The 12,814-nt window shown below is 73.4% G+C and carries 12 protein-coding genes; 9 read left to right on the forward strand and 3 right to left on the reverse strand.

Annotated features, from left to right (window positions below; all coding sequences use genetic code 11):
• The first annotated feature begins 76 nt into the window (after positions 1-76).
• The gene (locus tag ASD18_RS05990; RefSeq protein WP_369817279.1) at positions 77-2,149 is read left to right on the forward strand and encodes a SpoIIE family protein phosphatase; all 2,073 of its coding nucleotides are present in this window, start codon (positions 77-79) and stop codon (positions 2,147-2,149) included.
• Positions 2,150-2,156: 7 nt separating this feature from the next.
• On the opposite strand, the gene ASD18_RS05995 is transcribed toward ASD18_RS05990, so the two are convergent.
• Entirely contained in the window at positions 2,157-2,528 is a 372-nt protein-coding gene (locus ASD18_RS05995) for an STAS domain-containing protein (protein WP_056088021.1), read from the reverse strand.
• 107 nt (positions 2,529-2,635) lie between these two features.
• Here ASD18_RS05995 and ASD18_RS06000 point away from each other — a divergent pair, with 107 nt between their 5' ends.
• A complete protein-coding gene (locus ASD18_RS06000; protein ID WP_056088024.1) occupies positions 2,636-3,064 on the forward strand; it encodes a DUF3151 domain-containing protein in 429 nt (142 codons plus the stop codon).
• A 113-nt stretch (positions 3,065-3,177) separates the two neighbouring features.
• Positions 3,178-4,464, forward strand: coding sequence for an adenylosuccinate synthase (locus tag ASD18_RS06005; RefSeq protein WP_056088027.1), 1,287 nt, complete (start codon positions 3,178-3,180; stop codon positions 4,462-4,464).
• Here the strand turns inward: ASD18_RS06005 and ASD18_RS06010 are convergent.
• Together ASD18_RS06010 and ASD18_RS06015 are read right to left on the reverse strand one after the other, a co-directional pair.
• Entirely contained in the window at positions 4,457-5,032 is a 576-nt protein-coding gene (locus ASD18_RS06010; protein WP_056088032.1) for a GNAT family N-acetyltransferase, read from the reverse strand. The genes ASD18_RS06005 and ASD18_RS06010 overlap by 8 nt on opposite strands.
• An 18-nt stretch (positions 5,033-5,050) precedes the next feature.
• Positions 5,051-6,328, reverse strand: coding sequence for an MFS transporter (locus ASD18_RS06015; protein ID WP_056088035.1), 1,278 nt, complete (start codon positions 6,326-6,328; stop codon positions 5,051-5,053).
• Between the two features lie 75 nt (positions 6,329-6,403).
• On the opposite strand from ASD18_RS06015, the gene ASD18_RS06020 reads away from it, so the two are divergent.
• The 6 genes from ASD18_RS06020 (at position 6,404) to ASD18_RS06045 (ending at position 12,799) form a co-directional block, all read left to right on the forward strand.
• Positions 6,404-7,006 carry a helix-turn-helix domain-containing protein gene (locus ASD18_RS06020; RefSeq protein ID WP_056088038.1) on the forward strand — a complete coding sequence of 201 codons (603 nt, stop codon included), beginning with the start codon at positions 6,404-6,406 and terminating at the stop codon, positions 7,004-7,006.
• Positions 7,007-7,111: 105 nt separating this feature from the next.
• Positions 7,112-9,001 (forward strand): phosphoenolpyruvate carboxykinase (GTP), encoded by a 1,890-nt coding sequence (locus ASD18_RS06025; protein WP_082573577.1) that lies wholly within the window; start codon positions 7,112-7,114, stop codon positions 8,999-9,001.
• A gap of 11 nt (positions 9,002-9,012) precedes the next feature.
• On the forward strand, positions 9,013-10,317 hold the full coding sequence (gene purD, locus ASD18_RS06030; RefSeq protein WP_056088040.1) for a phosphoribosylamine--glycine ligase: 1,305 nt from the start codon (positions 9,013-9,015) through the stop codon (positions 10,315-10,317).
• Between the two features lie 9 nt (positions 10,318-10,326).
• On the forward strand, positions 10,327-10,737 hold the full coding sequence (locus ASD18_RS06035; RefSeq protein ID WP_056088043.1) for a hypothetical protein: 411 nt from the start codon (positions 10,327-10,329) through the stop codon (positions 10,735-10,737).
• A 28-nt stretch (positions 10,738-10,765) separates the two neighbouring features.
• Positions 10,766-11,671, forward strand: a complete 906-nt coding sequence (locus ASD18_RS06040; protein WP_056088046.1) for a phosphoribosylaminoimidazolesuccinocarboxamide synthase — start codon at positions 10,766-10,768, stop codon at positions 11,669-11,671.
• Positions 11,672-11,761: 90 nt separating this feature from the next.
• Positions 11,762-12,799, forward strand: coding sequence for an ABC transporter substrate-binding protein (locus ASD18_RS06045; RefSeq protein ID WP_056088049.1), 1,038 nt, complete (start codon positions 11,762-11,764; stop codon positions 12,797-12,799).
• Positions 12,800-12,814: the final 15 nt, after the last annotated feature.

A 12,814-nucleotide genomic window follows, 5' to 3' on the forward strand; every position in this document is an offset into this window, starting at 1 on the left:
TCGGCACGCTAGACGATCGGAGGTGGTAGCGGTCAACTCCCACGCTGCCCCCTTGTCCGATCATGCTCTCGTCGGCGTGCGCGATCGTGCCCTCAGAGCAACTTCCGTCCCGATCGCCCTGTTGGATGCGACCGAGTCGGGACTGCCCGTCGTCTGGGTGAACGACGCCTTCGAGAGGGTCACAGGGTACGGCCTCGACGAGGCGCGGCGGCGGCACGCGGACGTGCTGCGCGACAACGCGCTCCCGTCGGCCGACGTCGAGCGGCTGCGGCGAGCCGTCCACGCGCAGGAGACGGTCGTCCAGACGCTCACCCTGCGCCGGGCCGACGGGTCCCCCTTCGCGTGCCGCGTGACCCTGTCGCCCGTGCCGGAGTCCGACGGTGGTGCCCTCTCCCACTGGGTCGCCGCGCTCCAGGACCTGACCGAGCAGCTCTCCCACGACGCGGAGCAGGCCGCGCTGGTCGAGGCCGAGCGGCGCGAGCGGCGCAGCCTCGGGCTGATCGCGCAGGTGTCGGACCTGCTCATGGACGTCGACGACCCGCACGCCCTGCGGGAGATCGCGGCGGTGCTGCGTCGGTCGGTGGTCGGCTGGGCCGCGTTCTACCTCAACGACGGCGGCCTGCGGGTGGCCGACGGGATCGACGTGCCGCACGCGCCGACCGGCAAGGGCTCCCGGCACGGCGAGGTCCCGCCGGCCCGCGACGCCGGCCCCGACCTCGTGCAGGGGCTTCTCGACGGGGAGCTGGACCGGCCCGTCGAGCTCGAGCTCGACGGCACCTACGGCTCCGGCAGCGCGTCGGCGTGGCTGGTCCACCAGGCCGGTCTCGTCCTCGGGGACGCCGCGCGCCCCGCCGAGCACCGTGTGGCGGTGTTCCCGCTGACGGGCCGCCGGCGCGTGCTGGGCGTGCTCGCGGTGCACCCGCACGAGGGCGGCGGGCTGCGCGACCTGGAGCCGTCCGTGCGCACCGTGCTCGAGCTCACCGCGCGCCGGGTCGGCATGGTCATCGACAACGCGCGGCTCTACGACCGCGAGCACCGGCTGGCCGAGACGCTGCAGCGCGCCATGCTGCCGGAGCAGGCCGAGGTCGACGGGCTCGACGTGTGGACCTACTACGCGCCCAACTCCGAGAACGCGCAGGTGGGCGGGGACTGGTACGACGTGCTGCAGGTCAGCCCCGACGTGGTCGGCGTCGTGATCGGCGACGTGGTCGGGCACGACGTGGAGGCCGCCGCCGCGATGGGTCAGCTGCGCTCGGTGGTGCGCTCCTACATGTTCGACCTCACGACCCCCGGTCCCGTGCTGGAGCGCGTCGACCAGCTGGTGGCGGGCATGCGGGTGCCCCGCCCTGCGGGCCTCGTCCTGTCCACGCTGGCGCGCACCGACGACACCTGGCGGCTGGAGTACTCACGCGCGGGCCACCTGCCGGCGCTGCACGTGCGGGGCGGCACGGTCACGCAGCTGGACGCGTCGGGCGGGCCCCTGATCGGGTTCGGCGGCACGCCCCGGACCACGGAGTCCGTGGACCTCGACCCGGGCGACGTCATCGTCTACTACACGGACGGGCTCATCGAGCGGCGCGACCGCGGCCTGCGCGAGGGGCTCGCGGCCCTGACCGCCGTCGCCGCGGCGGTCACCGCGCGTGACGCGGCCGGGGTCGGCGAGGAGCTGCTGTCCCGGCTCGCGGACCACCGCGAGGACGACGTCGCCGTCGTGGTCGTGCGGGTGCCGTCGCCGCTGGACACCTCCGCCCGGGCACGCAGCCCTCGGAGGCGGCGCTGGTCGCTGCCCAGCGAGGCCGCGTCCATCGGTCGCGCCCGGCACGCGGTGGTGCGCACCTGCCACGCGTGGGGGATCGAGGACTCCGCCAACGCCGAGCTTGTCGTGTCCGAGCTCGTCGCCAACGCGGTGCTGCACGGGTTCGGGCACGTCTCGCTGCAGCTCTACGACACGGGCGACGGCCTGCGCATCGAGGTGGAGGACGGGAACCCCGCCCCGCCGGTCACCACGGACGGGCACCCCGGGCGCGTGGGCGGGTTCGGCATGCAGATCGTCGAGCGGCTGGCCGACTGGGGCTGGCGGCAGTCCCGCGGGGGCAAGCTGGTGTGGGCGAAGGTGCGACCGGGGTCGCTGCCGTCCGTCCCGCGGTAGGCCGGGGTCAGGCCGGGGTCGGTGCGCCGTCGGGGTGGCGGAACCCGGACTCGCTGACGCCGGACTCGCAGTGGTGCTCGGCGTCGATCCGGAACAGCTCGAGCGCGCCGCAGATCTCGATGACGAACAGGTCCCGCGGGTCCGCGCCGCGCAGGACGGTCGCGCCCCCGCGCTTGCGGCCGGCGTCGGCCAGCGAGATGAGGAACGCCGCCCCGGTGGAGTCCATGAACGTGACCTGGCACATGTCGATGACCAGGAGCTGGCGGCGCAGGCCCACGACACGCGCGGCGATCTCCGGGAACTGGTCGCGCTCGGCCAGGTCGAGGTCGCCGGCGATCGCCAAGGTGGTCGTCGTCGCGGACGTGGAGATCTCGATCATGTGTGCCCTGTCGGGTTGCGAGATGCGAGCCGAACAGCAGTCCAGGTCGGCCAGACGACTGTAACCGTGCCCCTCCGCCCGCGCACACGGTGGGGGACACTGTGCGCATGAGCCACGAGAACCTGCTGGACGGTCCCGCCCCGACGCTGCTGCCCGCCGACGGCCCCGACGCGGACGCCCGTGCGGCGCTGAGCAGCGGGTCGACGCCGCGCGAGGCCGTCCCCGCCGCTCCGGCGTCGTCGCTCCTGTGGGCGCTCCTGGCCGAGGGGGCGCTCGCCGACGAGGGCGACCCGGTCGCGGCGTACGCCTACGCGCGCACCGGCTACCACCGCGGGCTGGACGCCCTGCGCCGCGCGGGCTGGCACGGTCGCGGTCCGATCCCCGCCGACCACGCACCCAACGAGGGGTTCCTGCGCGCCCTGCTCGCCCTCGCGGAGGCCGCGGAGGCGATCGGGGAGTCGGAGGAGGCCGAGCGCTGCGAGACGTTCCTCGCGGACAGCGGGACGTCGGTGGACGAGGTCGCGAACCTGCGCTGACATGACCATTTCTTGACGGTCCGGTACCCTCTCGGAGGTACTGGGTCACTGCCGCCCGGTGCCCGGCCCCCGTACACGGGTCCGCACCGTAGGCAGGGGGAGTGGTGATCTAGATGCCGGCCGTCGTGGTGCTCGGAGCTCAGTGGGGCGACGAGGGCAAGGGGAAGGCAACCGACCAGCTCGGCTCGCGGACCGACTACGTCGTGAAGTTCAACGGCGGGAACAACGCGGGTCACACGGTCGTGATCGGTGGCGAGAAGTACGCCCTGCACCTGCTGCCGTCGGGCATCCTCTCGCCCGGCGTCGTCCCGGTGATCGGGAACGGCGTGGTCGTCGACATCGAGGTGCTCTTCGAGGAGATCGACGCCCTCGAGGCCCGCGGCGTGGACACCTCCGCCCTCAAGGTCTCGTCGGCCGCCCACGTCATCGCGCCGTACAACCGCACCCTCGACAAGGTCACCGAGCGGTTCCTGGGCAAGCGCCGCATCGGCACCACCGGTCGCGGCATCGGCCCGGCGTACTCCGACAAGATCAACCGCGTCGGCATCCGGATGCAGGACCTGTTCGACGAGAAGATCCTGCGGGAGAAGGTCGAGGGCGCCCTCGACCAGAAGAACCACCTGCTGGTCAAGGTCTACAACCGTCGGGCCATCACGGTCGACGAGACCGTCGAGGACCTGCTGCGCCACGCCGACCGGCTGCACCCGATGGTCGCGGACACCCCTCTGCTGCTCAACACCGCTCTCGACGAGGGCAAGACGCTGGTCTTCGAGGCCGGTCAGGCCACCATGCTCGACGTCGACCACGGCACCTACCCGTTCGTCACGTCCTCGTCGGCCACGGCCGGCGGCGCGTGCACGGGCTCCGGCGTGGGTCCGACGAGGATCGACCGGGTCGTCGCCGTCGCCAAGGCGTACACCACCCGCGTGGGCGAGGGCCCGTTCCCCACCGAGCTGCTCGACGACGACGGCGAGTGGCTGCGGCAGACCGGTGGGGAGTTCGGCACCACCACCGGCCGACCGCGCCGCACCGGCTGGTACGACGCCGTCGTGGTCCGCTACGCCAGCCGGGTCAACGGGCTCACCGACCTCGTGGTCACCAAGCTCGACGTGCTCACCGGCCGGGACAAGATCCCCGTCGCCGTGGCGTACGACGTGCAGGGGCGCCGGTTCGACGAGATGCCGTACGACCAGTCCGACTTCCACCACGCCAAGCCGATCTACGAGTACCTCGACGGCTGGACCGAGGACATCTCGGGGGCCCGCGAGTTCGACGACCTGCCCGCCGCGGCGCAGCGCTACCTGCTGCACCTCGAGGAGATCTCAGGCGCCCGCATCTCGTCCGTCGGCGTCGGCCCCGGCCGCGAGGCCACGATCGTCCGGCACGAGCTGCTCAGCTGACGTCCCCCGCGACGCGGGCGTGCAGGTGCATGTCGTGCCAGCCGTCCGCGTGCAGGGCGTCGCCGCGCTTGGTCCCCTCCAGGCGGAACCCGGCGCGGGTGGCGACGAGGCAGGACGCCGGGTTGTCGACCGAGTGGTCGACCTCGATCCGGTGCAGCCCGAGCGCGCCGAACGCCCAGGTGCTCAGGGTGGCCAGGGCGGTCGTCGCGACCCCGCGCCCGCGAGCGGCCGGGAGCACCCAGTACGAGATGTCCGAGCGACCGTCGCCGTGGTCGAAGGACCGCAGGCTGATCTGGCCGAGCACCGCGTCGGTGGTCGCGATCGCCCAGCCGGCCCCCGTCTCGGCGCGCCACCGGTCCGCCCAGGAGGCCACCCATGCGGCCGCCTCGTGGTGGTCCATGGACCGGTCGTGCCACCGCCGGATCCCGGGGTCGGCGTAGGCGGCCACCACCGCGTCGGCGTCCCGCGCGCGCCACGGCCGCAGGTGCAGGCCCTCGGCGTGCAGGACCGGCTGCACCGACCCTGAGACGGTTCCGGGGGTGATCGCGGGAGGGGTCAGCCGGGGCACGCGGTCAGTATCGCGGCCTCAGACGGCTGCCGGCAGGGGTTCTGTCCTCGGTTCCGGCGCGGGAAGCTGGAGCTCGGCGACCATGCGCTGGCGGACCACCGCGATCGGGTAGCCGACCGCCGCGACGCAGACGACGGTCGCGCCGAGGAACACCGCGGGCAGTCCCCACTGCTCGGCCACCAGCCCGCCGAGCAGCGCGCCGAGCGGCATGAGCCCGTACCCGAGCGTCCGGCTGGCGCCGCCCACCCGGCCGAGCATGCCCGGCGCGACCATCCGCTGGCGCATCGACTGCGAGATCACGTTGCCGTTGGTGTTGAGGAAACCGAGGAAGAACAGGGAGACCGCGATGGCGGGCACCGCGGGCACGAGCACCGGGACCAGCATGAGCAGGGCGTCGATGGTCCAGCAGCCCAGCAGCAGCCGGACCTCGGGGATGCGCCGGCCCAGCGGCTCGGCGGCGAACGAGCCGAGCACCGCGCCGACCGCGAGCACGGCGATCACCAGCGGGTAGTGCGCGGGCTCGAGCCCGACGCGCGAGCCGGGGCCCACCATCCAGAGCACGAACACGGCGAAGTAGCCGGTGCTGGCCATGTTCATCACGCTGCCGGCCACCAGGAGCGGCCGGAGCACGGGGTGCCGGACCAGGAACCCGACACCCTCGCGCACCTCGGCGAGCGCGGAGCGCTTCTCGGTCGCAGCGTGCTTGTACGTCCCGGGGATCCGGGTGGCGATGAGCAGCAGGGCGAGCACACCGAGCCCGGCGGGGACGCCGAACACCCAGCCCGCGCCGAGCGCGAGCATCCCGCCCGCGATCGGGCCGCCGACGAACGTGGACATGACCTGCTGGGCGGCCAGCGTGCGCCCGTTCGCGGCCTCCAGCCGGGACCGCGGCACGATGTCGGGGACCAGCGCGGACCCGGCGAGGTCGACGAACACGTCGGTCACGCCGTAGAGCAGCACGATCACGGCGAGCGCGGCGATCGTCATGTGCCCGGTGGCCACCAGCCACACGGCCACCCCGAGGAGCGGGGCGCGGGCGGCCAGGCCGACCACCTGGGTGTACTTGCGGTCGCGGCGGTCGACGACCACGCCGGCGGCCAGCCCGAGCACGAGCCAGGGGAGCCAGGCCGCCGCGGTGAGCAGTGCGATCTGGCTGGGGGAGCGCGTGAGCGTGAGGGCGTACAGGGGCACGCCGGTCTGCACGATGCCGTCGCCCAGGTTCGCCAGACCGGTCGCGGTCAGGTGGGCGGTGAACCGGCGGCCGAGGGGCTCGCGCGTGGCGACCTGCTCGCTCATGGGGACTCCTGCGATGGGACGGTAGGATCGAAGAGAATTCTCTGCAAAGACAACTCTGCAAAGGTATCTCTGCGAATGAGCGAGAGCAAGCCCCTCCCGTTCCGAGCCCGTGCCATCGGGCCGGAGGAGCTCAAGGCGTTGGCGCACCCGCTGCGGATGGCGATGTACGACTACCTGTCCGAGCACGGGTCGGCGACCGCCAGCCAGCTCGGCCGCCGCCTCGGGGAGAGCAGCGGCCAGACCAGCTACCACCTGCGCCAGCTGGAGAAGCACGGCTTCGTCGAGGACGACCCGGCGCACGAGCGGGGGCGCGACCGGTGGTGGCGCGCGGTCGGGTACAGCGTCGACGGGCGGGACATGCTGCGCGACCCCCGGACCGCCGAGGCGGCCAACGCGCTGCTGCAGGGGGTCGTCGCCGAGCGCGCGCAGGTGCTGAGCCGGTGGATGCTCACGGGCGACACCCCGGAGTGGGAGGAGGCGGCGCTCAACGACCGGACGACCGCGGACCTCACCCTCGAGGAGCTGCAGGACGTCGTCGTCGCGGTGCAGGAGATCATCGACGACGTGGTCAAGAGCGCCAAGGAGCGCAAGGCGGCGGGCGACGTCGAGGGCCGCCGGCGCGTGCGGATCTACTTCGACGCCCTGCCGCTGCCCCGCGAGGACGATTCGCGCCCCTGAGTTGTGCAGATCGTAAGAACCGCGGTTGTTCCGGGCCGTGGGTGATGGAATCCGCGCGCGGAGAGGTCCACCGTGGAAGGACCTGGTCCCTTCACGGAGGTCGTCATGACGCTCGTCGAGCCGCATCCGTTCGAGTACCCGTTCGACCTGACGCCCGTCCGTGTTCCCGCTGCGCCGGGAGGGCAGCGGCACAGCGCGCTGCAGTCGTGGGTCGGCGCGGTCGCGGCGCTCACCGAGCCCGACGAGGTCGTCTGGGTGGACGGGTCCGCCGCGCAGGCGTCGGCGCTGGTCGAGGACATGGTCGAGGCGGGCACGCTGATCCGGCTGAACGAGGAGCTGCGGCCCGGCTCCTACCTGGCGCGCTCCGACCCGTCCGACGTCGCCCGCGTCGAGGACCGCACGTTCATCTGCTCGGAGGACCCGGACGACGCCGGCCCGACGAACCACTGGCGCGAGCCGCACGTCATGCGTGCCGAGCTGGCCGGGGTGTTCGCCGGGTCGATGCGCGGACGGACCATGTACGTCGTCCCGTTCTCGATGGGTCCGCTGGGCGGGCCGATCTCACAGCTGGGCGTCCAGGTGACCGACTCGCCGTACGTCGTGGTGAGCATGCGGATCATGACGCGGGTGGGCACCCCGGTGCTGGAGCTGCTGGGGACCGACGGCGGCTTCGTCCCCGCGGTGCACTCGGTCGGTGCGCCCCTCGGGCCGCACGAGGACGACGTCCCGTGGCCGTGCAGCCCGACGAAGTACATCGCCCACTTCCCCGAGACCCGCGAGATCTGGTCGTTCGGGTCCGGCTACGGCGGGAATGCGCTCCTGGGCAAGAAGTGCTTCGCCCTGCGCATCGCGTCCGTCATGGCACGCGACGAGGGCTGGCTCGCCGAGCACATGCTCGTCCTGCGCGTGACGTCGCCGACCGGCCGGGTGTCGCACGTCGCCGCCGCGTTCCCGTCGGCCTGCGGCAAGACGAACCTGGCGATGCTCCAGCCGACGATCCCGGGCTGGACGGTCGAGACCATCGGCGACGACATCGCGTGGCTGCGACCCGGCGGACCCGGCACGGACGGTCGGCTGCGCGCGATCAACCCCGAGGCCGGCTTCTTCGGCGTCGCCCCCGGCACGGGCGTGCGCACCAACCCAGCCGCCATCGCGACCCTGACGCACGACGTGATCTTCACCAACGTCGCCCTCACCGACGAGGGCGACGTCTGGTGGGAGGGCCTGACCGACACCCCGCCCGACCACCTCACCGACTGGCGGGGCCGCGACTGGACCCCGGCGTCCGACGAGCCGGCCGCCCACCCGAACAGCCGGTTCACGGTCGCCGCCGACCAGTGCCCGACCATCGCGGACTCCTGGGACTCGCCCGAGGGCGTGCCAGTCGACGCGATCTGGTTCGGCGGACGGCGGGCCACGAACGTGCCGCTGGTCGCGCAGGCGCGGGACTGGTCGCACGGGGTGTTCCTGGGCGCGACGATCGCGTCCGAGCAGACCGCCGCCGCCGAGGGCCCCGTCGGGACGCTGCGTCGCGACCCCTTCGCCATGCTCCCGTTCTGCGGCTACAACATGGCCGACCACTGGGGGCACTGGCTCCGGCTCGGTGCGCAGCTCTCGGCCCGCGGGATCCCGCTGCCGGCGATCTTCGGCGTCAACTGGTTCCGCAAGGGCGCGGACGGGTCCTACCTGTGGCCCGGGTTCGGTCAGAACGCGCGGGTGCTGGCCTGGGCGCTGGAGCGGCTCGACGGGTCGGTGGAGGGGGCCGACTCGCCGATCGGCATCCTGCCCGGGGAGGGTGAGCTGGACCTGGACGGGCTGGACCTGCCGGACGGTGCGCTGGAGCAGCTGCTCGAGGTCGACCCGGTGGCGTGGCTCGCGGAGTGCGACCTGACCGAGGAGTTCTTCGCGCAGTTCGGCGGCCGGCTCCCGGTGGCGATGCTCGACGAGCTCGACGGTCTCCGGGCGCGCCTGCGGTCCGCGGAGGCCGCCGGGTAGGCTCCCGGCACGTGAAGATCCTCGTCGTCGGCACCGGTGCCCGTGAGCACGCCCTCGTCCGCGCGCTCTCCGTCGACCCGGCGGTGACCGCGCTGCACGCGGCCCCGGGGAACCCCGGCATCGGGACGCTCGCCACGCTGCACGCGGTGGACCAGCTGGACGGTGCCGCGGTCGCGGCGCTCGCGACGTCGCTGAGCGCGGACCTCGTCGTCGTCGGACCCGAGGCGCCGCTCGTGGCGGGCGTCGCGGACTCCGTACGGGCGGTCGGGATCCCCGTGTTCGGTCCGTCCGCGGCCGGTGCGCAGCTCGAGGGGTCCAAGGCGTTCGCCAAGGAGGTCATGGCCGCCGCCGGGGTGCCCACTGCCGAGCCGCGCGTCGCGACCACGATCGAGGAGGCCGCCGCGGGCCTCGACGCCTTCGGTGCCCCGTACGTGGTCAAGGACGACGGGCTGGCGGCGGGCAAGGGTGTCGTCGTCACCGACGACCGCGCCGAGGCGCTGGCGCACGCGGCCGCGTGCCTGGCCAAGCCCGGCGGCCGGATCGTCGTCGAGGACTACCTGGACGGCCCGGAGATCTCGCTCTTCGTCCTGTCGGACGGCGCTGACGTGGTGCCGCTGGTGCCCGCCCAGGACTTCAAGCGCGCGCACGACGGCGACGAGGGGCCCAACACCGGCGGCATGGGCGCGTACTCGCCGCTGCCGTGGGCGCCCGCGGACCTGGTCGACGAGGTGGTCGAGCGCGTCGCGCGCCCGACGGTCGCCGAGATGGCCCGGCGCGGGACACCGTTCTCCGGCGTCCTGTACGTGGGCCTGGCGCTCACCTCGACGGGCCTGAAGGTCGTGGAGTTCAACGCCCGGTTCGGGGACCCCGAGACGCAGGTCGTCCTGGCCCGGCTGGAGACGCCGCTCGCGGGTGTGCTGCTCGCCAGCGCGACCGGCACGCTCGGTGCGCTGCCCCCGCTGCGGTGGCGCGACGACGCGGCCGTGACCGTGGTGATCGCGTCCGGCGGGTACCCGGGCACCGTCCGCACGGGCGACCCGATCACCGGGATCGAGGCCGCCGAGGCACTGCCCGGGGTGCACGTCCTGCACGCGGGCACCGCCCTGCAGCTCAACGCCCCCGGCGACGACGACGACGCGATCGACGGCTCGCACCTGGTCGCCGCGGGGGGTCGCGTGCTCTCCGTCGTCGGCGTCGGCCGAGACCTGGCTGCCGCGCGCGCCGCGGCCTACGCCGGCGTCGAGCGGATCGAGCTGCCGTTCTCGCACCACCGCTCGGACATCGCGGCCGCGGTGGCAGGCGCCCCGCTGGTCTAGGTTCGCGGGATGGGCAGCACCGAGAAGTTCGTGTACGGCGGCGGCGAGTGGGGCGGGGACGCCTCGGTGACACCGAGCCTGAGCATCACGGTCCAGGACGGGGACATCGCGACGGTCGACTACCGGCCCGCGCCGGACGGGCTCGGCCGGTTCTACCTGGGCTTCCAGCCGCGGGACTACTTCGACGACCCGGCGGAGAGCGACCCGTTGGACCTCGGGGCGGAGGCGGAGGCCTTCGCCGAGTGGGCGCTGCTGGTCGGGGCGGTCGACGTCGAGGCCAAGCACGTCCGACGGCTCCTGGCCGCCGAGCACGTGGACGAGCCCGAGGACACGTTCGTCGAGGAGACCGTGGAGCGGCTGGTGCGGCTGGTCGGGCTGCCCATCCCCGACGGGCTCGAGGGCGGAGACGATCTCGTCTGACGGCGCGCGGACCTGCACACTAGGGCCCGTGACTGCGACGACCCCGGACCTGCCCGGCTGGACCCACACCTACTCCGGCAAGGTCCGGGACCTCTACGTGCCCGACGGGTCCGCGCTGACGGCGGCGCTCGGGGACGTGGTGCTGGTGGTCGCGAGCGACCGGGTGTCCGCGTTCGACCACGTGCTCAGCCCGGGGATCCCCGGCAAGGGCATCGTCCTGACGCAGCTGAGCCTGTGGTGGTTCGAGCAGCTCGCCGACCTGGTGCCCAACCACGTGGTGTCGACCGACGTGCCCGAGGCGGTCGCCGGCCGCGCGATGGTGTGCCGACGCCTGGAGATGTTCCCCGTGGAGTGCGTCGCGCGCGGGTACCTCACCGGCTCGGGTCTGGCGGAGTACCGGGTGTCGCGGTCGGTGACCGGCATCGCGCTGCCCGAGGGGCTGGTGGACGGCTCGCGGCTGCCGCAGCCGATCTTCACGCCCGCGACGAAGGCGGAGCTGGGGGAGCACGACGAGAACGTGCCGTTCGAGGCCGTGGTGGAGCAGGTCGGCGCCGACGCGGCCGAGGCGCTCCGGTCGCTCACCCTTGCGGTCTACGGGCGCGCCGAGGCGATCGCGCGCGAGCACGGCGTGATCCTGGCCGACACCAAGCTCGAGTTCGGCACCGACCCCACGACCGGCGCGATCACGCTCGGCGACGAGGTGCTCACGCCCGACTCGTCGCGGTTCTGGCCCGCCGACCTGTGGCACCCCGGCCGCGCGCAGGCCAGCTTCGACAAGCAGTTCGTCCGCGACTGGCTCACGTCGGCCGCGTCGGGGTGGGACCGCGAATCGGACGCCGCGCCGCCGCCGCTGCCCGCGGACGTGGTCGAGCGCACCCGCGACCGGTACCTCGAGGCGTACGAGCGGCTGACGGGGACGTCCCTGTCGGTGTGAGGTTCCCGACACGCTCGTCGCGGATCGGCACGGATCTATGAGGTTAGGCTTGCCTCATTAGCTCGACCTCGATCCGATGGGAGCACCACCGTGCGCATCGCGCGCCTCTCGGCCCTGGTGGCCACCGCGACGGCCGTCGCCCTCACCCTCGCGGCGTGCGGCGGGGCGTCCGACGACGCCTCCGGCGACACCTCCGCCGAGCCCACGTCCGACGCGCTCTTCCCCGTGTCGATCGACTCGGCGCTCGGCACAGCGGAGATCGCCGCGAAGCCGGAGCGCGTGGTGACGCTCGGCTGGGGTGCCGCGGACATCGCGTTCTCGCTGGGCACCACGCCGGTCGGGATCGAGTCGGACACCTGGGGCGGCGACGCCGAGGGCTACCAGCCGTGGTTCCGGCAGGCCGTCGAGGCGTCCGGCGACGAGCTGCCGACGACCATCGCGATGTACCCCGAGCTCGACATCGACGCGGTCGTCGCGCTCGAGCCCGACCTGGTGCTGGCCCCGCAGTCGGGACTCGACCAGGCGACGTTCGACCAGCTGTCCGCGCTGGTGCCGGTGGTCGCGTACCCCGGCGAGCCGTGGCAGACCTCGCTCGAGGACCAGGTGACCATCGCCGCCGACGCGCTGGGCGTGCCGGAGAAGGCGCAGCCGCTGCTGGACGAGCGCCAGGCCGCGATCGACGAGGCCGCCGCCGACAACCCCGAGCTCGCCGGGAAGACGTTCGCCTACGTGTACGGCGGGGACCAGCCCGGCGCCCTGTCGGTCTACCTGCCCGGTGACCCGCGCGTCGAGCTCCTCACCGGTCTCGGCCTCGAGCTGGCGCCGTCCGTCTCGACGCTGACCTCGTCGCCCGGCACGTTCGTCGCGACCCTCGGGCTCGAGAACGCCGACCAGCTGAACGACGCGGACCTGCTGTTCACGTGGTTCAACAGCGCGGAGGAGCAGGCGTCGACCGAGGCGCAGCCGCTCTGGGCGCAGATCCCCGCGTTCGCGTCCGGCGCCTACGTGCCGATGCTCGACACGAAGCTGGGCATGGCCGTCTCGGTGGCCACGCCGCTGAGCGTGCCGTGGGCGCTCGACGAGTACCTGCCGCTCATCACCGCGGGTGCGGAGAAGGCGCAGGCCTGACCCTCCGTACCGTGC

Source organism: Cellulomonas sp. Root137 (genome assembly GCF_001426725.1).
Taxonomy (GTDB): Bacteria; Actinomycetota; Actinomycetes; order Actinomycetales; family Cellulomonadaceae; genus Cellulomonas.

What these genes read in the sequence shown, in the direction of transcription:
- ASD18_RS06015 (WP_056088035.1), bottom strand. Translation starts at nt 6,328, where the DNA reads ATGAGCGAGCAGGTCGCCACGCGCGAGCCCCTCGGCCGCCGGTTCACC.
- ASD18_RS06020 (WP_056088038.1), top strand. Translation starts at nt 6,404, where the DNA reads ATGAGCGAGAGCAAGCCCCTCCCGTTCCGAGCCCGTGCCATCGGGCCG.
- ASD18_RS06000 (WP_056088024.1), top strand. Translation starts at nt 2,636, where the DNA reads ATGAGCCACGAGAACCTGCTGGACGGTCCCGCCCCGACGCTGCTGCCC.
- ASD18_RS06035 (WP_056088043.1), top strand. Translation starts at nt 10,327, where the DNA reads ATGGGCAGCACCGAGAAGTTCGTGTACGGCGGCGGCGAGTGGGGCGGG.
- ASD18_RS05995 (WP_056088021.1), bottom strand. Translation starts at nt 2,528, where the DNA reads ATGATCGAGATCTCCACGTCCGCGACGACGACCACCTTGGCGATCGCC.
- ASD18_RS06005 (WP_056088027.1), top strand. Translation starts at nt 3,178, where the DNA reads ATGCCGGCCGTCGTGGTGCTCGGAGCTCAGTGGGGCGACGAGGGCAAG.
- ASD18_RS06025 (WP_082573577.1), top strand. Translation starts at nt 7,112, where the DNA reads ATGACGCTCGTCGAGCCGCATCCGTTCGAGTACCCGTTCGACCTGACG.